Genomic DNA, 22,540 nt, shown 5'->3' with positions numbered 1-22,540 from the left:
TATTTAGTTTTCAAGGAGCGAAATTAAATAAGCAGAATCATAACGATTTTAAGTTGACACTATATTGCTAGCATTGGTATTAGGGTGATAAAACCGCCCAGGCTGTTTATGAATTTACCTTTGAGGATGTGCAGACTTCTGTAGAGCTTTCCAAGGCAGACTTAACAGATGGAAAAGAGCTTCCGGGCGCTTCCTTACATGTATTGGATTCCACTGGAACTGTTGTGGAAGAATGGATTTCTACGGAAGAACCCCATATGATACGCGGCCTGTTAGTAGGGGAAACCTACACCCTGGTGGAAACCAAACCAGCAGATGGCTATACCACTGCAGAAAGTATCGAGTTTAAGGTGGAAGATACTGCTGAGATTCAGAAACACCAGATGCTTGATGATGTGACAAAAGTAGAAATCAGTAAGACAGACATGACAGATTCCAAGGAAGTCCCAGGTGCGAAGCTGACCATTCTGGACAAAGATGGAAAAGTAGTAGAAAGCTGGGTATCTGATAAAGATCCGCATATGGTAGAAAAACTTCCGGTTGGAACCTATACCCTTCGGGAAGAACAGGCACCGGATGGGTACCTGGTTGCGGAAGAGGTATCTTTTGAGGTCAAAGATACTGGGGAAATCCAGAAGGTGGAAATGAAAGATGCCCGTCCGGTTGGAAAACTGGTTCTTAAGAAAACCGATGCAGAAGATGGCTCCCCTCTTGCCGGAGCAGAGTTTGAGCTTCGGATCAAGAAATCTGGAAAAGTTGTGGCAACCCTTGTCACAGATGAAGAGGGCGCAGCCACAAGCGGAGACATTCCAATTGCGACCTATAAAGATGGAAAGATGAAAAAAGAAATCGAGTACATCCTGGTTGAGACCAAAGCGACGGATGGCTATGTGAGAAGCGAAAAAGAGGAATCCGTTGTATTTACCTATCAGGATGATAAGACCAAAGAGATTGAGATCACCAAAGAACTTACTAATGAGCGGATCCCAACTGGCGGTTATGTAAAATCTCCGAAAACAGGAGATGACACCAACATTTGGCTTCCTATCTTTCTTCTTGTTTTATCAGTGGGCGGAATTGCCGGAATCTTCTGGTACACCAAAAAGAAAAACCATAAGGAATAAGAAATCTGGACTGTCACTTCGGTGGCGGTCCTTTTTTCGTGTAAAAAATTGGAAATGGAGGGAATTATGAAGCAAGTAAAAGAAATGGGAATCGTGGCTGTGTGCCTGATGCTGCTTGGTTTTGGAATCTGCATGGGAATCGGAACGTATCTTATGTACCGGGATGGGGAAGAGGAATATGACACCCTGCGGGAATATGTTGACGTGGAAGAACCAAAAGAAAATGCAGATAGTGAAGACACAGAAGAAAATCAGGAAGAAACTGTTACCGTGGATTTTGAAGCTTTGAAAAAAATAAACCGGGAGATCATTGCCTGGATCCGAATTCCGGACACCGGGATTGATTATCCGGTTGTGCAGGGAGCAGACAACGAATATTATCTAAAGCATACCTTTAAAAAGACAGAACATGTAGCCGGAAGCATTTTTCTGGATAAGGACAACAGTCCGGATTTTTCCAACCGAAAGAGCATTCTATATGGTCATAATATGAAAGATGGCAGCATGTTCCAGGGGCTGCACAAGTACGAAAATGAGCAATATTTAGAAATACACAATAAAGTGTACCTATATCTGCCGGATGGACAAACCTTGATCTATTCGGTAATAAAATGCGGATATGTAAGTGCAAACAGCGATACCTTCTGGCTGGGAGAGCCAGTTGAAACCAGGCAGCTTTTATTATCCACCTGCGGTTCCGATTCTTCGAAACGCCTGGTTCTTTTCTGTGAGCTGCCAGAGGAAAGCGAAGAGTCAGAGACAAATGGTGAGGGTATAAGTATGGAAGTCTTTTAATACCAGGAAAATAAAATGCCATAAATTACTTTATATCGTCAGGAAAATACGGAAATTATGTTTTAAGACTAAAAATAAATTATTTTTAGCAGGTATGCAACTGATACCGAAATTTTACGTGATATATAGTGAAAAAAGAATAAAGAAACTTTGAAGGGAGGACTCTAAAAAATTTTACTTACAATTTACAGGAGAAAATTTAAGAAAACGAGGTAAAAAGGATGAGTGGATTAAAAAAGTGGATGGCAATTATTATGACAAGTGTTACAATTATGGGAAATATGACAGGACAGGGTATTCCTGTAATGGGAGCGGAAAAGGAAGTGCAGGAAGTAATTACCAGTGGAAACATTTATGTAACAGAAACTGGCGCAAAGGAAAGAGTTGTCAGAGTAAATGAAGACGGATCTTTTGTAACAGAACCGATTGAAGAGATTTCTTCATACGTGACAAATGCGTCCTGTGAACACCCGGCGAGATATTTAGAAGCTGTGGGTAAAAAAACGGATTTTCAAACAGTGGGAACAGCAGGAACCTGTTATAAAGAAAGGCTGATTATTTCTAATAAATGCAATAAGTGTCAACGCAGAGGAATTAAAACTTATAGCCCATGGGTTCGCTGCAGTAAGCATAGATACCCATTGTTGAAAAAGACTTGTAGTATTTGTGGATATAAAAAGTAATTGCAATTAGAAAGGAGCAGTTAAATGAAACGGAAAAAATTTTGGATTGGCGTGGCAGCGTGTATGCTGATTGGTACTGCTTCAGTGGCAGCTAGTTCCGGAGTTGAGTTGCATGAATTTTTCAATGCAAATAGAGAGAGGGTAATGTACCCGATGGCTACATTTGACGAAGATCCGGATTTAAGCACCAGCGGACCGCAGGATCAGGTATCTGTAGGGCAGATTATTGAAACAGAAGACGGAAAAGAAAAAGTTATTGCAGTAGATGGTCAGGGAGCTTATGTGACAGAAGTAATAGACCAGTAAGGGGAATATTAAACAAGATATGTTATTATAAAGTATATTCTGCTGTGTATAAATGTACAAACCAGAAGTGTTCTGTTAGAAGAGTTATTAAAACAAATGTTTCCGTACATCATGTATATAGAAATAAAAGATGCACTGTTTGTGGCTGGAAAAGGAAATAGGGAAGGTGAGCTAATGAATAAAACCAAAATAATATTTTTTTCTGCAAAAAAATAAAAAAATTACATTTTTCATGCGACCAATTGAAATAAAATACGTGATATAAGATAAAAAGGGAGGATAGCTTAGGATGGATGACGCACAGATCATTAACTTATATTTTGCCAGAGATGAAAATGCAATTGTAGAGACTCAAAATAAATATCAAAATATGTGTTATATAGTTGCACACAATATTTTATACAACAGGGAAGATTCTGAAGAGTGTGTAAATGATACATGGCTTTTTACTTGGAACAGCATTCCTCCGAGAAGACCATCTATTTTGTCTTCCTTTGTTTCAAAAATAACAAGAAATACAGCAATCGACCGTTATCGTAAAAGAAATGCTCAGAAACGGATGGATTCACATATGGAAGATATTGCTGGGGAAGTGGAAAAAATCGGAAGTGCAATTTCTTCTGATATTGAAATCTATTTAAAAAAGAAAGAACTTGTAAAACTATTTGACCACTTTTTATCAACGCTTTCGGAACGTGACCGGGATATTTTTATTAGACGCTACTGGTATATGGATCCCATAAAAGCGATAGCAGACCGACATGCTTGTGGGGAAAGTAAGATCAAGTCAGTTTTGGCTCGCAACAGGAAAAAACTTTATCGTTTATTAAAGGAGGCTGGCTATGAGGGATAATAAAGGCTGGGATTTTTTAACAGTATTTGAGGATATAGATGAGAAATACATTTATCAGGCGGCGAAACCGTGGAAAGAAAATAAAATCGTAAGAGTCAAGCACTACATACGGGTAGCAGCGGCTTGTATCATATTAGTGGCTGCTATTGGTGGTGGTCTTACACATCAGAATGAGGTAAAAGCAGCCTGGTATAAAATGACTTCTCTTATTGGCCGGATTTTGGGAATTGAGAAGGAAACCGATGAATATGTGAAAACAATTCAAAAGACAATCGAAAAAAATGGGATTGCGGTTTCGTTAGAGGAAGTTGCAGCGGATGCAAAAAGTCTTTGGATTGCATATTCCCTGACGGATGTAAATGGCGAAAATGACATTTCCATGAGCAGTGTTCAGGCTGCTGTTAATGGAAAGTCATTAGCGTTAGAAAATCAATATTCGCTTGATAACAGCAGCGGATCAGAAAAAATAAATTCCAAATACTTTGTAGCGAAATTTAATCGAAGTAGAGCTGATCATTTCCAGAAGTTTGAAATTCAAATAGGAACTTTCCAAAATCAAAATGAGCAGGTTGAGGAAAGGGATGTATATAGTTTTTCATTCACAACAGATCCAGAAGCACTGCAGGCGGACACAAAAGAAATTGACATTCAAGAGTCTATCCCAATTGAGAAGAATCAGACGTTTTTGATTTCAGAAATGAAATATAATATTTTCGGGTGTACCATTTCTGGATCATATTCCGATATGACAAATGAAGATGAATTCTGGCTTCGCGGGAAGGATGATTTAGGAAATGAATATGTTTTTAGTCTCACTTCCTACGATAAACCGAATCTAATTTTTGAATTACAGGATTTGGGGATTTCGGATCATGCAAAACAGTTAACGCTACAGCTTTATCACTATTCAGGAACTACAGGAAAAATGGTTTCCTATGAGCAGAAAGAATCAGAAGAGGCTTACATAGAAGAAATAGGAACGGTATATGATGAAGACCAGGCACCGGAAGACCTAGCGGTTTCAGTTGGAGATGGTATTACCGTTGATTTACAAAATTAAATCGGAAATGTAGTAGGAATGGGAAGGAGCTTCCTGTATACTTTAAAGAGTAAAAGGAATTGACCAAAAAGAATACCTCAAGTAAATTTAGATTATTACTGACCGGCCAGTTAGTAAAAATCTAAAGTACAAGAGGTATCTGAAATGAATGTTAAAACAAATAAGACAAAAAAGCAAGCAAATGTAGAAAATCAGGCAGTTAATCTTTTATCAAAAGAAGAACTCTGCAAGCGGATTGAAGGTGTTGAAAAAGAATTAAAATCGTATACCTGGAGAGAACTGGAAACAAACGGTAAATTTGCAAAAAATGATAAACTTTCCTTTATCACGGATGACATGCTTATAGTTGGATGCGATATAGGCAGTGAAACTCATTATATAAGAGCAATCGACATCCGAGGAAGGAAATTAAGCAGAAAAGCATTTGAATTCAGTAACACAGCAGAAGGCTTTGAAGCAGCTAAAGCATGGATGCTGGAGCTTGCAGTACAGAATAGAAAAAGCCAGATTGTCTTGGGGCTTGAACCGACTGGCCACTACTGGTTTACACTGGCTGCATGGCTGATCACGGCTGGAATCAGCGTTGTCCAGGTGAATCCATATGCTGTAAAACAGAGCAAGGAAATCGAAGACAACAGCCAGCTCAAGGATGACAGAAAGGATCCTAAACTGATTGCGAATCTTGTAAAAGATGGGAATTACGGAATGCCTTATCTCCCGGAAGAAATCTATGCAGACATGAGACGACTTTCGATGTTCAGGGATCAGCTTACAGAAGACCGTATTAGAAATATTAATCGTCTTCACAGGGAGCTTAAAATCTATTTTCCAGAATACATGGACGCATTTGGAAAAATCGATGGTGCATTCGCATTGGAAGTAGTGAAAATGCCGTGCATTCCATCAGAGATTACAGAACTGGGGACAGAAGGTCTGAGGAACATCTGGCATGAAGCGAAGCTAAGAGGACGCGGCTATAGCAGAACCAGTGAAATCGTGGAGTATGCAGAAAAAAACGTAGGACTGAAAGATGGATCCAGTGTCGGTCGTGAGACAGTGAAGTGGTTTGCGAAAGAAATCATGAAACTGGATGAACAGCTTGCCTGGATAGAGAATACCCTGCATAAAAAATGCATGGAAATACCTTATACAGAAAATATCCTGGAGATCAAAGGCGTGGGTGAAAATATTTTAGCCGGAATTGTGGCAGAAATGGGAGACATCAGCAGATTTGATGATGTAAAAGAGATCCAGAAATTAAGCTGAATGAGTCTTGTAGCAGGCAGTTCAGGTAAGCACAAAGGGCAGACAAAGATCAGTCACAGGGGACGCAAGCGGCTCCGGTACTGGCTGTTCCAGGCGGCAAGATCAGCAGTTTCCCATGCCGAAGAATTTAAAGAATTGCATGTATATTACACAACACGGGCTGACAACCCGCTGAAAAAGATGCAGTCCCTGATAGTGATAGCCTGCAAGATATTAAGAGTAATATACACCATCCTGAAGACAGGAAGAGACTATGATCCGCAAAAAATGTTAAAGGACATCAAACGGCCAAAAGCTGCATTAGCCGCAAAAGCAGCATAAAGAGCAAAACAGTCAATGCTTCCAGAACTCTGTCGAGGCTGTAATAATCCGAATTGGAGACTGGACAGGGTTCTGGAATAGAAACCCGTAAACGATGAGGTCTGAAACGGACCACATCAGTCAAAAGACTAACAGGAATCTGTAATGGTATAGCGTCCACTGAGTAAATCAGTACCATAATAGATGAATGCAGGTCAGTAACAATCGAACAGAAAAAAACAAGAGCTGTAGCCGGCATCGGTGTTTACCATGGGGCATGGATCCTGTTTAGGAGCTTGGCTGGCACTCAGTGTATGGTAGATGGGACGAAGGAAGTTGGGACATGATCCCTTTAGACACGGAAGGTTCATCATCATAGTTGATCAGAGGGAAAATAGCCTTTATAAAGCAAACAAAAGGGATGCTTTTAAAACTATATCCATTTATCAGCTATTCGGTACATGATACTACGATATCCATCACTCCCGGCTCTGTTTTTGAGGTAAATAAAAATCGTCAAAGCTTATAAAATCAATAAATTTAGGCTTGACAGAATAGGAAGGTTTGAAGAAAAATATGGACTGGCATTTACTCTCTTATCAGATCCGAAACATAAAGTGATTGAAGCATATGATGTCCGGAAAGAAAAATTATGTAAAAGTTTCTATAAGAATAGTAAGGACAAATTGCAGGAATGAAAAAGGAATGAAAATTTTATGCTACGATATTTATTAGTATGGATAATTCTGGAAATATCTGCTATAATTATTATGGGATAATTCCAAATTATCCTTTATTTTAGAATACAGAACAACGGAGATTGGACTATGACTTGGGAAGAACAACTGCAAAACTGTGTAACAAACGATACATCTGCCAGTGGAAGAATACTCCATTTAACGCCATATATGGATGAATTAATAAAAAGCACACATAGCATGGCTCTTCAAAAACAGTTTATCCCCCCCACAGCGGAGTGTAATTTTCAGTTTGCAGACGATTATCTCTGTGAAGATAAATACACTCCTGTTCCGAATCTTATTCATAGATACAAAAATAAGGCCGTTATAATAGCAACCAATCAATGTGCATGTTATTGCCAATTTTGTACGAGACAGCGCCTTACCCGTAGTGGAGAAATCAGTCTTGATAATTTTGGGAAAATACTGGCTTATATAAAAGAACACTCTGAAATAGAGGATATTCTGGTAACAGGTGGGGATCCTTTAATTTTAAATACCAGCAAAATTGTTGCTATATTACAGGAATTAGAAAAAATAGACAGCATAAAAATTATGAGAATTGGAACCAGAATTCCAATCACGCTTCCTCAAAGAATAAATACTGAACTAATTCAGGCTCTAAAAATGTTTAATCATCTGTATATAAATATACATATAAATCATCCGGATGAATTAACGTCGGAAAGCAGAGATGCCATCTTGGCGCTGGCAAATAATGGGATTCCGCTTGGAAGTCAGTCGGTCTTATTAAAAGGCATTAATGATGACTATGATATTTTAAAAAAATTATTTCAACAACTAATTCAAATAAAAGTAAAGCCTTATTATCTGTATCAATGTGACAAGGTGAAAGGCTGTGAAGATTATATCGTTGATATTCAAAAAGGTATTGATATCATTAATAAATTATGTAATCAAATCAGCGGTTTCGCTATCCCCAAATTTGTTGTGGACACACCAGAAATGGGGAAGATGATACTGGCACCCTGTTCGATGAGTGGAACTGATGAAGATATCTTTTATTTTTCAAATAGCAACGGACAGTGTTCTTACAAAAATGTAAAATAAACTACAGTACAGTAGCAGGAGATTAATATGAAAAAAAAATTATGTGTCGGAATTGCATACGATGTAAAAGAGGATTATAGCATTTCTGCAGAAGGTTTTTCTCACTGTGATTTTAGTATGCTATTTGAAATTAAGATGATAAAAGAACTCCTTGAGGAACGTGGACATGTTGTATATCTATTAGGAAACTATCAAAAAATTAATAAAATGTTTATGGATGGAACGTTTCCGGAAGTTGATATTGTTATGAATACTGCTGAAGGTATTCTCAGCAGAAACAGAGAAGGATGGTTGCCATCTCTGTTTGAAATAAATGATATCCCTTATTCGGGTTCAGACGCCTATGCCTTAAATCTGACTTTGAATAAATTACATACGAAAATCATAGCGGAATATCTTAAAATTCCAACACCTACGTACTGTAAGATTGATTGTATGGATGATGTCCAAATGGCTATCAAATCAGTAAAGGGACCTTGGATATTAAAACCCAATTATGAGGGGAGTAGTTCTGGTGTTATGCTTGCAAATTCAGAAGAGCAATTAAAACAAGTTTTTTTGAAATTGAGTGCGGAATATCAGCAAACGTTGTTATGTGAGAACTATATTGACGGGCGAGAATTTACGGTTGCACTTTTATATAACGGCGAAAAAACGAAATCTCTTGGGACAGTTGAAATTATCCGAAAAGGAAAGAAAAATATAGGAATTTTCAGTGCAGAAGATAAATATTCCGATACCTGTACTAAAATTCCCGCTATTTTACATGAAGATATTATTAACAGTATGGAAGAGGATGCCAAAAAGCTTCACCAGTTCTTAGAATGCCATGATTATAGCAGAATCGATTACAGGGTGGATTCGGATGGAAAGTATTATCTGTTAGAAATCACACCACTGCCAAATGTAGATTTTGAAAGTGGATTTGCCAAATGTTGTGAATATAGTAAATATAATCTTGGGAAAATATTAGAAGAAATACTTTACAATGCTTTACTGCGTTACAAAAACAGACAGGGGATTAAACTCCCCTAATCTGTCTTAAACGCTTTCATAAAAGCGGAGCGTTGTAAAATAAAAACCATTTTCTATGCATTTTTTGTATACTTTTTTAGGTGCGCTTCCAGCTGTGTTACGTGTTTTTAGTCCCATCGCTTTCTTTGCTTTGTACGTTAGCACTTTATATACATACCTAAAGCGTGGTTCTATATATTCCAGATTTGAACATGTTTTGAGTTTTTCCAAGCATTTTTCATATTCTTTAATATGAAAATAGTAAAATGCCCAGTTCAAATTGTGATATATCGCATATACTGGAATGTGCTGTGCTTCCTGTACCTTAATTAATTGATCGATTCGATTTAGTTGCTTTAATGCCTCATCATGCGTCCCCAAAACATTCATACAATTAAGAATGTTTGTTCGAATAGTAATTTCAGAATAAGGTTCCATTTCATATTGTAACGCTTGTTCAAAAATAGTAAGGGCAGATATAAAATCATTATCCAATACCATTTTTAATATTCCTTTTGTATTCAGCGGACAATGAACGGCAATACTTCCAAAAGAATCAAATAATTCGATGGATTCGTTAATCGGCTCAGAAATGTTCGCTAACTCATCTATATACAAGTAGTCTGTGGCAATGTTGTGAAGAACTTCTGCCAGATATCTTGTAGACTTTTGCTTTCTAAAAAATGCTTCTGCCGTTTTTTCCATGTTAATTGCGATTTCTTCTCCAAAAACCATGCTCGCCATGCGAAGCAGAACATAATATTCCTGCTCATACTGATTTTTTTTGTAATAATCTAATGCGGTTGCATAATATTTTTCTTGACTTTTTATATCTCCAGTTGAATCGCAAGTAGATGCTAATAACGATAATACTTTTATATACCAATGATTGCAGATACTATTTTTTTCAAAATGTTCTTTCAAGTGATTTAGTTTTGCGACTGCCTCTTTTACCTTACCATTCATATATAGACAATAAGACATCTGGTAAAGGACTTCTACTACAGTGTCTGATAATTGGTCTGTATCCAGATAACTCAGGCATTCTTCATAGATTTGATAAGCTTTAAGGAAATCACCCATATTTCTATAGCAGTCTGCTTCTGCTTTAAAAACATCATATTCTAAGGAATCTAAATGCAAACGATCCAAATCGACATATTCCAACATATACTTCGTATCATGAACTGCTGCTAATTCATGTATATAATCAGATATTCGCTCATATTTTGCAATTAACTCAATATAAAACATAATCGCAGCGTTATAATTTTGTGCATACTTATAATGTTTTGCAATCGGATACAATGCCGCAATTTCTTGTTCTACTGTTTTTGTCCTTTTACGCTGCTGCTCCTTTTTCAATAATTTTTTATAATAATTCGCCAAAATCTCATGCCACTCTTTTTGCTGTTCTGGTGATACACTATTTTTTATTAACTGATATACATCATTGGTTTCAAAAGAATAAGTTTTATCGTCTGGGCGAACAATTAATTGAGATATCTTTTCGATTTTCTGTAGCATATCATCCGCATTAATAATCTGAAATGGTTTTGAAAGCAATTCCGCATTAAAAACATTTCCGATAATGGATGATTTTGAAAGTACTTCTTTTAATGTATCATCAAGTTTGTCATAACGCTGAAGAATAAATTCTTTTAAAACATCTGCCAAGATACCGGAAGGCAATTTGTCACATATGCATTTTCCATTTTCGCATCGTATATAATGTTCCCCTTTTAAATAGTTAATTGCTATATTTAAATACATTATATTTCCGAATGAAGAATTCAAAATATATGCAAGATTTTCATTTGATATTGTAATATCGCCTAAGACATTAAAAAAATAAGTTTTTAAATCATCTACAGAAAGTTTATCAAAACATATAAAGTCTGTATGATTAGGAGGTAATTTATAAAACGGAACAAGGACATTCGTATTTTCCTCAATGTCTAACTCGAATATCATAAACGTTTGGTAATGCAAAAAGCGATTTAATAATGCTTCCGTTGTTTCGGAAAGAAATTTGGCAGTCTGAGAATCTAGATCATAAAATCGTTCAACATAAATAATCAACGGTTCTTTTTTACATATGGTCAAAAATTCTTTTCTAATCTGATCTTCAAAACATAAATCCGAATTATGCGACAGATACTTTGTATCTAATTCAAGTGCTGACATAACTGGTTCTAATTGAAATCGATTTTCAGCATTAGGAGATACCCTTATAACCTTTTTCTTTTCATGCAGGAAGCGTTGAATACAGCTTCGCTTTCCTAATCCTTTTTCTCCATAAACAATAATCGCATGTGACGTTGTTCGATAAGAGAAAATATTGTCCATGATTTTCCGTTTGTCTTCATTAATTTTATCATAATGATTTATTGAGAAAGGCTCTGGCACCACGTCCTCTTTATTATTTTTTTCAATTTTTTCCCCGTTTTTCACTTTTTCGTATATCATACGCGCAATTTCCTGAGGGGTTATTTTTCTAGCATCAATGTGTCCAATACTTCCTACAATGCCAGGAACTCTCGTATCATCAAAGCGTACCGGTAAAATATACTGCTGAAAATCAGGACGTGACTCATGCATATTTCTTTCTAGGGCGGAATTGACTTCTAATCTTGTCCATATCTTTTCTACATATTCTTTTGAAATAAAAGGAACAAAATACATTGCTTTTTCAAAATAGACACTATCAAGATACTGGGTAAGATTCTTGCCCCAGAGATTAACCTGTTCATTATAGTCATAAAAATGTCCGACATTAAGACGTGTTAGTTCCTTTGACACTTTCTCAACATAATCACGTTGTTCTCCCGCAAATGAGAGCGCCACTTCGTATTCAAAATCCTGTTTTTTCATGCTGTTCCTCTTATACATCAAAAAATATTGGATAATTTGGAATTATCCAATGGTACTGGTGCGATTTGAGGAAACAGTATGACAATATAAGGTAATTAGAAAATCCTTTGAAATCGAGATAACGGATTTTTACAGAATTTTCTTCCGAAAATAAATGTGCAAACGCTTTCGTGCGACGGCATTGAAAGAAGTATTGTGTTTAGGCAGGACAATTGCTGAGAACGATTGATACTTGGAAGGAGATTGTGATCACGCTAGGAAGGATATAGTAAGTCCCAGCAGTAGGGGACAGAAGGAGCAGAGTAGAAAACTTCTGGCCTTTTACTGAAGAATTGTATGCTAATGATCTGTTTATACCAGCTTGAGCAGATTATGAGAGCTGAGTTTGCTTGCTTGAATTGGGGGAATACGTTTATCTGTTTCAGAAAAATGAAAGTAATGGTGAAGAATATTCTATTACTGTAAATGGCAGTATGATATGATGGTGGAAAACGGAGGCGTTTAGGATGAAATTGCAGGATAAACTGATACCATACTTGGAGTATTGCACTTATAGAAAAGAACTGGACAAAAAAACAGTGAAAGCATACCGGATTGACTTGAAGCAGTACTTTTCTATTGTATGTTGTGATGAACCGGATAAGGAAAAAATCGAAGAGTACATTACTGGACTGCATAAAAAATACAAGCAGAAAACTGTGAAGAGAAAAATTGCATCTGTAAAGGCATTTTATAATTATCTGGAAGAAGAGGAGCTGATAGCGCAGAATCCATTTCATAAGATAAAGGTTAAATTCAAAGAGACTACGATTCTTCCGCGGATTATACCGAGGGAAGAAATCGAGCAGCTGCTTAATTATATGTATGCGTGCTTAGGGGATGCTTCTGTTGTCGGCTACAAATATCGTTTGCGAGATGTAGCTGTTGTAGAAACGTTTTTTGCAACCGGTGCCAGGGTATATGAGATATCCAATATACGAGAAGAGAGCGTGAATCTTAATTCCGGTCTGATACGGATTATGGGGAAGGGGGGAAAAGAACGGTATGTGCAGATTAGTAATGACTCTGTTTTAATGATTCTAAGAAAGTATTATGAAGAAAACAAAAGTGAAATAAAAAAGAGTGGTTTTTTTTTCATAAACAACAGAGGCAACAGATATACAGAGCAGTCCATTCGTCTGATGTTGAAGAAGTATACTGGACAGGCAGGAATCGAACGAAACATTACGCCACATATGTTCCGACACTCATTTGCTACCTATCTAATTGAGGAAGGCGTGGATGTGAGCTGTGTTCAGCAGATATTAGGACATTCATCCATTAAAACGACACAAATTTATATTCATATAGCAGCAAAAAAACAAGCGGAGATTCTCCGGGAAATGCATCCTAGGAATAATATGAGCATTGTAGGTGCAGCATAAAATAAGAATATAACATAAAGGGCGTTTGGTTGATCGGTCAAAAAAGGGCGGTCTTTTTTGTATACCATAATATAAATTTTAAGATAGTTTTTGCCATAAGAAAGGGGAAGAATACATCATGCCGTTCGCTTCAAATTCTGTCACGAGAGGCCAGATGCTATCTGGGACGCCTATGGCGAATATCCTGATGGGGAAAAGAATGATGCGGAAGAATTTATATTTGTGCTGACCAGTTTTATAAATTTTTTGGTGAGGGTATATGTGGAATTCGAATATGCAAAGCTGAATTCAGTGGAAAGTCGGAATTCAAAATCGGTGGTTTTGTAAATTAATCGGACAAATAAGAAAATTAGCTCTCAGTGGTATTTTTCCATACTTTATTGACAAGATTGATTCGTTTGTATGATAATTTATAAAAAAGAAATTTGGCAACTTGAAGATATTGGGTGCAATCATTTGATGATGAATCTGTCATAAGGAATATGGAGGAATGCACATGAGCCTGGCATCAATCATTATATCAGCAGCAACAAAAGAGTTTGCTGGTTTTTCGGTAATCGGCTATCTGACGGAGAAAGCAGCAGATGTTGGTACGGGAAAAATTTGGACAGAATTGAAAAAGAAAATAAGTGATAAGCCTGATTCGTTTGAATGCAGGTTATATGGGGCAATTGAGAAAAGTGTTGGGGAGTATCTTTGCAAAGAAACCGGGGAAGATGTATCCGCTGCAATTTGCGAATGTATTTTTGACGTATGGTGTCTGGAAGGTTATTTAACCCCTGAACAGATTGCAAACATACTTTACCGCTATTCTGCATACGCAAAGCAGAACGATATTCTGGAGTGGTATCGTACTTTTCAGAACCAAATCATAAAAGATAATGTCTTGTATCCTATGTTTATGATGAATAATATACAGTTGAGTGGCAAACTGCAAAGGGAGCAGGATAAAAAAATAGACCAGGTATTGGCATTGTTGCAGGCTGTTATGAAAGAGAATAAAGAAACGCAGCAGAAAAAACCGGAGTATATTTCTGATCCGCCTACAGATATTGATTCATTCTATGTGGATAGAACGATGCTTGAAAACGAATTATGGACAGCCTTTATTTTAGCCGGAAAATCAGCGCTTCTATATGGGATGGGCGGAATAGGTAAAACGGAAATGGCAAAAGCTGTTCTGAAAAAAATCTATTCTTTACCTTGTGATGTTACGGGTATTTATCAGATTGCATGGGTTACTTATACGAATGGAAAGTTGAAAGATTCTCTGATTGAAGCGTTTTATGATACAAAAGGGTATACAGACAGGGACGAGGCATGGGAACATGTATATAACAGGATACAAACCCAGCGAGAGAAACTGCTGATTGTAATTGATAATGTGGAAATGATCGAACAGGATCGGGATATTGAAAGAGTGGGAGACCTGCCTTGCAGGATACTGGTAACAAGCAGAACCGAAAAGATCGGTGGGCTTTATAGATGTTCCGTAGACCATTTGCCGGAGGAAGACTGCCGGGATATCTTTTATCATTATTATGTTGGGAATCATGATAATCATTACTTGGATAAGATTCTGAGATTAATAGAATATCATACGGTAATGCTGGAACTTTTGGCTAAGACAGCTAATATGGAAGAAAAAACTCTGCAGGAGTTTTATGAGCTGCTTGTTCAAAAAGGGTTCCGCATGAGTAATGAAGAAGTCGATTCGCACCATCCATTATTGCAATCAGAAAAGAGGGTAACAGAGCAATTAAAAATCTTATTTACGATTTCAAAATGTCGTATCCAGGATAAGGACTTACTGTGCCAGCTTTCCGTCATACCGGCAATTCCATTTCAATATAAAGCCGTGAGAAACTGGATTGAGATTCAACATAAGTCACAGTTGGAATATTTGGTAAAGACAGGCTGGCTTAAAAGTGACGGAAAACTTGTTTCAACATATATCATGCATTCTGTAATTGCCTCTGCTATACGGTTTCAGAATGAGGAGTGCCTATATGAAAAATGCAGATATGTAATCCATTCCATTACAAAAGAAATGGAATGCAAAGAGCAGGAACACGGTTCAGAAAAGTCTTACCTAATCCCATTTTCTTGGTCCATTTCCGATGTACTACGGGATCATTTATGTGATGAACAGGATGCCGAGTTTCTGACGAATCTGGCATATGTTTATTATGATATAGGAAACTATGATAATGCGTATCAATTTTTTCAAAGAGCATTAGAAATTGATGAACGGGTAACTGGTCCGGATTCCATTACCGTTTCTTCGGATTACTACAATCTGGCAGATGTAAGTTATAATATGTACCAGTTTTCAAAGTCTCTTTTGTATTTGCGGAAAGCTCTGGCAATTCGGAAAAAGCATTATTCGTCTGACGATATTGGAGTTGTTGTGCTTATAAAATTATTGGCAGGAATATATGTAAAACTGAACCGGCCGGATCGCGCTGAAGCACTATATTCCTGGGCGGCAGATAAATTTGAACGGAATCCGAAAACCGATATCCTGCAGTTAAGTACACTTTATTCCGATATGGCTTCTTTTTTTAGGGAACGCGGATATCCGGGAGATTACGAGAAGGCAAAGATCTATTATCAGAAAACAGAACAAGGGATGAAACAGATCTATGGTGACAAGCCTCATCCGGAAATGGCTGCCTTTTATGATGAGTATGCGTTGCTTTATGATAATATGGGAAAATATTCAGAAGCGCTTTCTTTACTTCAAAAAGCATTAGAGATAAAACAAAAAACATTAAAGAAAGAGCATCCGGATATTGTTCAATCCTATGGAAGCATCGGACTAATCTATTATGAACTTACGGAATATGACAAGGCACTGGATTATTTAAATGAAGCTTTAGAAATTGCAGATAAAATCTGGTCAGGCCCGTTTTCGTTTAAATCGGATATTTATAATAATCTGGGACTTGTATACCGGAGTAAAGGAGACTATCAGAAAGCAGAAGAGTTGTATGGACGTGCGCTGCGTATAAGAGAAGAGATTTATACACCAGATCATCCGATGGTTCTTGCAACAAAAAATAATATTGCGCAGGTTTATGCCAGTGAAGAAAGGTATAGCGAAGCTATTTCGCTGTTTGAAACAGTTATCCGAAAATACCGTGGAAATTCTACAGAGGATTCGGTATTTCTGGCAACAATATATGATAACCTGTCAACTGCATACCGGGAAATGGAAAGATACAATGACGCTATTGATATATGCACAAAAGGCTTAAATATACGTAAAAACATTTATGGGAAGAAAAGTTTGGATTACGCAATCAGTTTGAATAACCTTGCCCTGATTTATTATGAAATGGGAGCGCTTAATGATGCGGCGGATATATTTAGTGAGGCGGTGACAATTAAAAAAGAGACTCTTCCAGAAATACACGGGCAGATCAGTATCGGCTATTTTAATTTGGGCCTTGTGTATGATAAGCTACATAGGGATAATGAAGCACTGGAAAATTATCGGGCTTCTATGGAAATAGACAATGAACTGGGAGCATATGGAGATGTTCTGCTGACAGCCGAATATGTTGCCGAAATATATGAAAGGAATGATATGCCAGAGGAAGCAGAGGCATATCGTACACTCTGCAGCGAAGATGATGAGCATTAGCCTGTTACGTCATAATAGATGATTTCAAGGGAACGATGTGCTTACGAATAAGATATTTTCACTGATCTTACTTGATTTTGGGAGGATTTTCTTTTATACTGAATTGGCAAACTGCACACGTTTTTTAAAAAAGTTGTACGGTTTAGGAATGGAGGCGAATTATTTGTGAATCAAGACCTTAGAAATGCATTTTTAAAAAAAGGCGGGATTCTTCAGACAAAGGATCTGCGTCAATTGGGATATTATTATCAGAAGATACAAGAATTGTTGGAAAAGGGTGAAATTGAGCAAATACGTCGTGGATATTATCAGTATATAGATGACGATTCTTATTCAGATATTTCAATTTTGAAAGCACTGTTTCCTGACGGTGTGCTGTGCAGGGAGAGTGCATTGGATTATTATGGATATACAGAACGAACTCCTTCAGCTTGGCATATTGCGGTTGACAGACAGACTTCAAGAAGAAGATTTCAAATTGATTACCCTATTGTAAAGCCTCATTTTGTGGTCTCTGACAAATTTTCTGTGGGAATAGAAATTGTAGAAATTGAAGGGTCAGAAATTCAGATTTATGATAGGGAACGTACGATATGTGATTGTTTGAAACACAGGAATAAGTTAAACGCGGAAGTATTTAATGGAGCGATTCAGTGTTATCTGGCGGATGGTAAAAAGAATGAGGGAAGACTTGGAAAATATGCATCTGTCTTTCATGTAGATAAAAAGGTAAGGGGGATTTTAGGAATATGGCTGTGAAAAATCGTGTAGCTTCAACATTGGCAAGATTGCGTAACCAGGCAAAAGCTGAGGGAATTGAGTATCAGGTGTGTCTTCAATTGTTTTTTCAAGAAGAATTTTTAAGAAGGCTTTCTTGTTCAAGTTAGACAATATCCAAAGTGTTATGACGGAGATTTGTGAGGTGAATACCGAGAATGAGTTTGTCCGGTTGGAGGTTGTGGAGTCAGAAAGAAAGCTACGGTATTTATTAATATGGAAAAATTAGGAAATATCTAGTATACTGTTTGATAGGATAATATGTAGTTATCCGTTATTGGTATATGTTCAATCAAAAGGGATAGGTCGTAAAAATGGGGATAAATTGGACAAAATTATATGAGCTTAGTAATGAAAATAATAAAATTTCTGGCTCAAAATTTGAAAAACTTGTATTAGATTATTTGAACCAATATTATAAGGAATATGACTGGAAAAGCACAAAATCATCATGGGATAACAATAGGGATTTCATTTCTCTTATACTGGAAAATATATGGGCAGAAGCAAAATATAAAAAAGACTGTACTGCCTTGAAAAAATCAGATATAGATCCTACAATGATGTCAGGTTTTTTGAATGGAAAGATAGAAATTATCTTTTTTCTGACTAATGGATATTTGCCGGATACTTTATTGAAGCGCATTAAACAAGCTGAAAGAATGCACTTTTTTCGTGTTATTTGTATAACAAAAGTTCAATTAGAATACTGGTTGTATCTTCATCCAGATATATATGAAACACATTTTCAAGAAAAGTTAGATTCTGCCAATCAATATCTTTCTGCCGCACTTATTACGGAAATAGAGATTTTGGACTTAGTTAATAGTAATAATAATTTGCTTGCACTGAAGCAAGAGTTATATGCACAACATTTTTATGCTTTCGTTGTAACAATAGAAGCAAATATATCCGCTGAAATCGCAATTTTGGATGATACCTATCCTTTTTCCTTTATAAATTCCCCTGGATATGAAAATTATGAGTGTATACGGATTAAACCAGGCATTCAGCAGTTTAAATTTCTGGTTTATACCAAAAACTGTTATGATGGTGCTGTAGAGTTGAGATATAAAATGAATGATGAAATGCCATTGTCTTATGCCTTTACTCTAAACATTTGCTCGGATAATGAAGTTAAATTGATGTATTCACAGCAATTAGTATATAAAGAAAGAATAATCAGGATATTATCGGACAAAAACCCAAATGAGCGTTTATTAATTCTAGGTGGAGACTCTGGATTTGGAAAAACATTTTTATTAAGAGATGTTATGAGGCATTTTTATGCAACAAGGCAAATTATGTATTTCAATTTTTATCCTCAAGGAGATTACCGAAATGCTATTGAGATGTGCAGGTTGATAATCTACATTAATTTCGGAGAGGTTGTAAATTATTTCAAAAAAGAAACATCTACAGACACAAAAGATTATTATAAGGGGTTATTAAAAGAAAGGCTTGATCCGAAAAATGGAGATTTGAATCTAATATTAGAGATAATAGACGGATGTTATGATGAAATTCACGCACAAAATGTCAAGAGAAATATAATGTCTAACCGTCAATTTATTAATAAGGTAATTTTGCACCGAACAGACTCAGTGGCACATCTGGCATTGTTAGACAATACAGAGCGATTGTGTACCCCTGAGTATGATGCTGTCAAGAGTATTATTGAACATTCTATACGTTTTAATAGCACTCGCTTTTTGATTAGTTCTAAAGGGAGGGAAAATGACTGTGATTTTTATTTGAGCGGATTAACATCTGGTGATATAAAAAATAGTCTCTCAAATAATTTCACCAATTGGACGTCTTCTTTTATCGATGTGATTTATAAAGAAATGCCTTGTTGTCCAGCATCATTTATAGATGTTGTAGAAGTCTTGAAGTATTATCTGGATCAGGAAGATAATATAGACGTAATTGCGAAATATATTCATCTTTCTGACAATGCTGGGAATATCACTTTGTACAAATCAAATTTTACATTTGACAAACGATATTTGGAAACACTGTCTTTTATCTATCTGTTTGAAAATGGTGTACCGAGGGAGATTCTATATGACATAGGTGTACTTGAAGAACAGCTTGACAATTTAAAAAAAGCACAATACATAAAATACAGTGCCGGAAATGTGAAAGCGTATAGTAAATTATATAGAAATGCATTTCTTAAAGAAAATTTGCATATATGTACTGACTATATAGTTTGTTGCCTTAATAAAATTGTAGACAATGCAACTAATTACGAAAATTTGATTTTTCTTCCCGAAATTTATACAAAATATATTGAAGTCACCCCAAAAAGTGTAATAAATATTTCAACAGATCTGCTGGAACATATGCGAACATGTAGTTACGTTTGTGATTATAGAAACATGTATAATTATGGGAAAATTGCATACTATTTTTTGAATCAAAAAGAAGCAGTAGAATGGTCGGAATCAGATTATATGATATTATTTTACTATGGGATTTCTTTACTTCATTGTGACCGAAAGCGTGGCGCTATCGAAATTTTTCGGAAAATAAAAAATAGTACACCTATTGGTTCTAATGTAAATTCTATGGCTAGTTGCGAATTGTACAATAATTTGTATAGTCTATTTCAAATTGATCAATTAGAAGGTGAAATACTTATCACTTTAACAGAATTGGAAAGGAAAATTAACTGTCTAAAGGATGAAACTGATTATTTAGCATTGGATATTCGAATTGCGTATTCTACTTGCATGAATCGCTATATGATGATTTTGTTCATGCAAGATAGGATTTTGGATGCTACTGGTATCTTCGAGAGATATATTAAATATAATAATAACATTCCTATTTCTTTGTATTCATATAAGTATAATTCCATGATAGGAGAATGGCTCTTAGATTACGCACGGGGTATTTCCTATGTATGTCCGTTATGTGCGGAAATCTATTATAAAAGAAGCATTAAATTATTAGAGAACGGTAAAAATGAAAAACGGTATATTTTAGCAAAAATGGATTTTGCTTTCCTGCAGTGCGTGTATTTCGAAAAGTTTGATGAAATAGAAACAATCCATAACTTAACAATTGATTTGCAAAGAGAAAATTATATCAATGAATATTTTCGTGGATTCTTACGTGAAAACTTATGCAAATTAGTACAATATTTTAAAAATCCAGGTATCGCAAATTCAAAAGGAATTAAAGCAATTGCACAAAAAATGAAGGAAGAAGCTTTAAGTATCGAACTGGATTCTATGCTATATATTAGCGGACGTCTTGCTTATCAAACAGGGATGTATTTTTCTGCTCTTGACACAATTATTCAAGATTTTGTTGAGGCAAAAAAATATTTAGAACGGAATCTTAATATGGTTTCCAAGGCTGGTGGCTCATTTACAAACATAGCTTTACATAATTTGAGATATTATAAACAAATCCAAAATATCGAGTGGGGAAATATGGAAGGGGGTTACTCTCCCCACTCATTTATTTTAGATCCGCGGATATGGTGACAAAAGGACTTCAAGCTTCTTTTTAGAAATAGTCTCTTTTTTGTCCCAGTAATCCGCTCCATTTGTTGCTTTTTTGATCAATGTATTTGTATAGCCAGAATCAAGAATACAGTTTTTCATTGCATTCGCCAACGCATATTCAGAGGGTTCGACGATTTCTCCAAATAATCCGTTTTTTAAAACCTCACGTGTTCCAGGCGTATCACAGGCAATTACCGGTATATGCATACAAAGTGCTTCCTGCACGGAAACTCCGAAAGCTTCTGTATATGACGGACTTACATAACAAATGCAATTTTTAAAGTATGGAAAAGGATTTGGAACCGCAGGAACCAGGTGTACTTCATCTATTAAATTATACATCATAATCATTTCCTTTAAATCGTGTTCTAATTCTCCTTTTCCTATAATGATTATTTTGAACAGCATATTACAATCTTTTAGCAATCTTGCAGCTTTTATAAGCCTGTCCAACCCCTTTTGCGGAGAATACCTTGAAAGCACAAGAAAATACGAATCCTGCATTTGTTGCTGATGTTGTTGAGCACATTCATTACAAAATGCTGAATGTATCAAAGGATAAATAACTTCTTTGTTTTTGAAATTATTTTTTAAAGTTTTATCAAATGCATTTTGAACAGATTTCGAGCAGAAAACAATATTATTAAATTGGCTGTATGCATTTAATTCTTCTTCATCATTATCATATGCATTTGCAGAAAAATGATATTCTTGAAAATTAGAATGAACCCATGCAATTTTTTTCGATTTTTTATTTTTACTGGTACTAATAATTTTGGTGGCATAACTCTCTTGAAATGCAATCTCTACGTCATATGTATCATGTATTACGGAATAATATACTTCCTGTGGTTCGTTTTTCATAAATTGCTTATAATCATTTGTTTTATAAGGAAAAATACTGAATAACTCAATTTGATTGCTAGTATATCCTAGATCAAACTCAAAATCCATCTGCATTCTATAATTGTATAATAAATACAAATCAATCTTATAGCCAAGAGATATAAAAACAGGCAAAAAGCGCAACAGCATTTTTTCTGCTCCACCAATATCAAGATGTTTTGTAATGATTAACATTTT

At 35.9% G+C, this 22,540-nt stretch carries 16 protein-coding genes and 1 pseudogene; 15 read left to right on the top strand and 2 right to left on the bottom strand.

The window, feature by feature from the left end; all coding sequences use genetic code 11:
* Window positions 1–128 precede the first annotated feature (128 nt).
* The 11 genes and pseudogenes from AB5Z12_RS14685 to AB5Z12_RS14635 all read left to right on the top strand — a co-directional run bounded on the left by AB5Z12_RS14685 (window position 129) and on the right by AB5Z12_RS14635 (window position 9,233).
* Window positions 129–1,124 carry a SpaA isopeptide-forming pilin-related protein gene (locus tag AB5Z12_RS14685; protein ID WP_330602472.1) on the top strand — a complete coding sequence of 332 codons (996 nt, stop codon included), beginning with the start codon at window positions 129–131 and terminating at the stop codon, window positions 1,122–1,124.
* A gap of 66 nt (window positions 1,125–1,190) precedes the next feature.
* Entirely contained in the window at window positions 1,191–1,919 is a 729-nt protein-coding gene (srtB, locus tag AB5Z12_RS14680) for a class B sortase (protein ID WP_173735733.1), read from the top strand.
* Between the two features lie 221 nt (window positions 1,920–2,140).
* Window positions 2,141–2,602, top strand: a complete 462-nt coding sequence (locus tag AB5Z12_RS14675) for a hypothetical protein (protein ID WP_173735734.1) — start codon at window positions 2,141–2,143, stop codon at window positions 2,600–2,602.
* A gap of 24 nt (window positions 2,603–2,626) precedes the next feature.
* Window positions 2,627–2,908: a hypothetical protein gene (locus AB5Z12_RS14670; RefSeq protein ID WP_148462716.1), complete on the top strand. Its 282-nt coding sequence runs from the start codon at window positions 2,627–2,629 to the stop codon at window positions 2,906–2,908.
* 289 nt (window positions 2,909–3,197) lie between these two features.
* Window positions 3,198–3,761 carry an RNA polymerase sigma factor gene (locus AB5Z12_RS14665; protein WP_148462715.1) on the top strand — a complete coding sequence of 188 codons (564 nt, stop codon included), beginning with the start codon at window positions 3,198–3,200 and terminating at the stop codon, window positions 3,759–3,761.
* Entirely contained in the window at window positions 3,751–4,821 is a 1,071-nt protein-coding gene (locus AB5Z12_RS14660; protein ID WP_148462714.1) for a DUF4179 domain-containing protein, read from the top strand. The genes AB5Z12_RS14665 and AB5Z12_RS14660 overlap by 11 nt, the downstream gene beginning before the upstream one ends.
* A 144-nt stretch (window positions 4,822–4,965) precedes the next feature.
* On the top strand, window positions 4,966–6,087 hold the full coding sequence (locus AB5Z12_RS14655; RefSeq protein ID WP_243880102.1) for an IS110 family transposase: 1,122 nt from the start codon (window positions 4,966–4,968) through the stop codon (window positions 6,085–6,087).
* The gene (locus tag AB5Z12_RS14650; protein ID WP_243880104.1) at window positions 6,088–6,408 is read left to right on the top strand and encodes a transposase; all 321 of its coding nucleotides are present in this window, start codon (window positions 6,088–6,090) and stop codon (window positions 6,406–6,408) included. It begins immediately after the preceding gene.
* A 539-nt stretch (window positions 6,409–6,947) separates the two neighbouring features.
* A pseudogene (locus AB5Z12_RS14645) lies at window positions 6,948–7,122 on the top strand (peroxiredoxin); the annotation flags it as partial.
* A 92-nt stretch (window positions 7,123–7,214) separates the two neighbouring features.
* Window positions 7,215–8,198, top strand: a complete 984-nt coding sequence (locus AB5Z12_RS14640; RefSeq protein WP_148462713.1) for a KamA family radical SAM protein — start codon at window positions 7,215–7,217, stop codon at window positions 8,196–8,198.
* A 27-nt stretch (window positions 8,199–8,225) separates the two neighbouring features.
* Window positions 8,226–9,233, top strand: a complete 1,008-nt coding sequence (locus AB5Z12_RS14635) for an ATP-grasp domain-containing protein (protein ID WP_368357331.1) — start codon at window positions 8,226–8,228, stop codon at window positions 9,231–9,233.
* A 6-nt stretch (window positions 9,234–9,239) separates the two neighbouring features.
* On the opposite strand, the gene AB5Z12_RS14630 is transcribed toward AB5Z12_RS14635, so the two are convergent.
* Window positions 9,240–12,086, bottom strand: a complete 2,847-nt coding sequence (locus tag AB5Z12_RS14630) for a TIR domain-containing protein (protein WP_173735735.1) — start codon at window positions 12,084–12,086, stop codon at window positions 9,240–9,242.
* A gap of 506 nt (window positions 12,087–12,592) precedes the next feature.
* Between AB5Z12_RS14630 and AB5Z12_RS14625 the strand changes: the two genes are divergently transcribed.
* The 4 genes from AB5Z12_RS14625 (at window position 12,593) to AB5Z12_RS14610 (ending at window position 21,436) form a co-directional block, all read left to right on the top strand.
* Entirely contained in the window at window positions 12,593–13,510 is a 918-nt protein-coding gene (locus tag AB5Z12_RS14625) for a tyrosine-type recombinase/integrase (RefSeq protein WP_148462710.1), read from the top strand.
* A 496-nt stretch (window positions 13,511–14,006) separates the two neighbouring features.
* Window positions 14,007–17,159: a tetratricopeptide repeat protein gene (locus AB5Z12_RS14620; protein ID WP_173736304.1), complete on the top strand. Its 3,153-nt coding sequence runs from the start codon at window positions 14,007–14,009 to the stop codon at window positions 17,157–17,159.
* Between the two features lie 165 nt (window positions 17,160–17,324).
* Window positions 17,325–17,918, top strand: a complete 594-nt coding sequence (locus AB5Z12_RS14615) for a type IV toxin-antitoxin system AbiEi family antitoxin domain-containing protein (protein WP_173736305.1) — start codon at window positions 17,325–17,327, stop codon at window positions 17,916–17,918.
* Window positions 17,919–18,250: 332 nt separating this feature from the next.
* Window positions 18,251–21,436, top strand: a complete 3,186-nt coding sequence (locus AB5Z12_RS14610; protein WP_148462707.1) for a hypothetical protein — start codon at window positions 18,251–18,253, stop codon at window positions 21,434–21,436.
* Here AB5Z12_RS14610 and AB5Z12_RS14605 read toward each other — a convergent pair.
* Window positions 21,416–22,537 carry a glycosyltransferase gene (locus AB5Z12_RS14605; protein WP_368368693.1) on the bottom strand — a complete coding sequence of 374 codons (1,122 nt, stop codon included), beginning with the start codon at window positions 22,535–22,537 and terminating at the stop codon, window positions 21,416–21,418. The two genes, AB5Z12_RS14610 and AB5Z12_RS14605, sit on opposite strands and share 21 nt — an antisense overlap.
* Between the last annotated feature and the right edge of the window lie 3 nt (window positions 22,538–22,540).

Source organism: Ruminococcus sp. RTP21358st1_G6_RTP21358_211008, from assembly GCF_040908885.1.
GTDB lineage: Bacteria > Bacillota > Clostridia > Lachnospirales > Lachnospiraceae > Blautia_A > Blautia_A faecis.
Note: the sequence above shows the minus strand (reverse complement) of the source record. Positions and strands in the feature narration are given on the sequence as shown.

Excerpts from the sequence above, each read along its gene's own strand:
- srtB (WP_173735733.1), top strand. The coding sequence starts at position 1,191 with ATGAAGCAAGTAAAAGAAATGGGAATCGTGGCTGTGTGCCTGATGCTG.
- AB5Z12_RS14675 (WP_173735734.1), top strand. The coding sequence starts at position 2,141 with ATGAGTGGATTAAAAAAGTGGATGGCAATTATTATGACAAGTGTTACA.
- AB5Z12_RS14670 (WP_148462716.1), top strand. The coding sequence starts at position 2,627 with ATGAAACGGAAAAAATTTTGGATTGGCGTGGCAGCGTGTATGCTGATT.
- AB5Z12_RS14665 (WP_148462715.1), top strand. The coding sequence starts at position 3,198 with ATGGATGACGCACAGATCATTAACTTATATTTTGCCAGAGATGAAAAT.
- AB5Z12_RS14660 (WP_148462714.1), top strand. The coding sequence starts at position 3,751 with ATGAGGGATAATAAAGGCTGGGATTTTTTAACAGTATTTGAGGATATA.
- AB5Z12_RS14655 (WP_243880102.1), top strand. The coding sequence starts at position 4,966 with ATGAATGTTAAAACAAATAAGACAAAAAAGCAAGCAAATGTAGAAAAT.
- AB5Z12_RS14650 (WP_243880104.1), top strand. The coding sequence starts at position 6,088 with ATGAGTCTTGTAGCAGGCAGTTCAGGTAAGCACAAAGGGCAGACAAAG.
- AB5Z12_RS14640 (WP_148462713.1), top strand. The coding sequence starts at position 7,215 with ATGACTTGGGAAGAACAACTGCAAAACTGTGTAACAAACGATACATCT.
- AB5Z12_RS14635 (WP_368357331.1), top strand. The coding sequence starts at position 8,226 with ATGAAAAAAAAATTATGTGTCGGAATTGCATACGATGTAAAAGAGGAT.
- AB5Z12_RS14630 (WP_173735735.1), bottom strand. The coding sequence starts at position 12,086 with ATGAAAAAACAGGATTTTGAATACGAAGTGGCGCTCTCATTTGCGGGA.
- AB5Z12_RS14625 (WP_148462710.1), top strand. The coding sequence starts at position 12,593 with ATGAAATTGCAGGATAAACTGATACCATACTTGGAGTATTGCACTTAT.
- AB5Z12_RS14620 (WP_173736304.1), top strand. The coding sequence starts at position 14,007 with ATGAGCCTGGCATCAATCATTATATCAGCAGCAACAAAAGAGTTTGCT.
- AB5Z12_RS14610 (WP_148462707.1), top strand. The coding sequence starts at position 18,251 with ATGGGGATAAATTGGACAAAATTATATGAGCTTAGTAATGAAAATAAT.
- AB5Z12_RS14605 (WP_368368693.1), bottom strand. The coding sequence starts at position 22,537 with ATGTTAATCATTACAAAACATCTTGATATTGGTGGAGCAGAAAAAATG.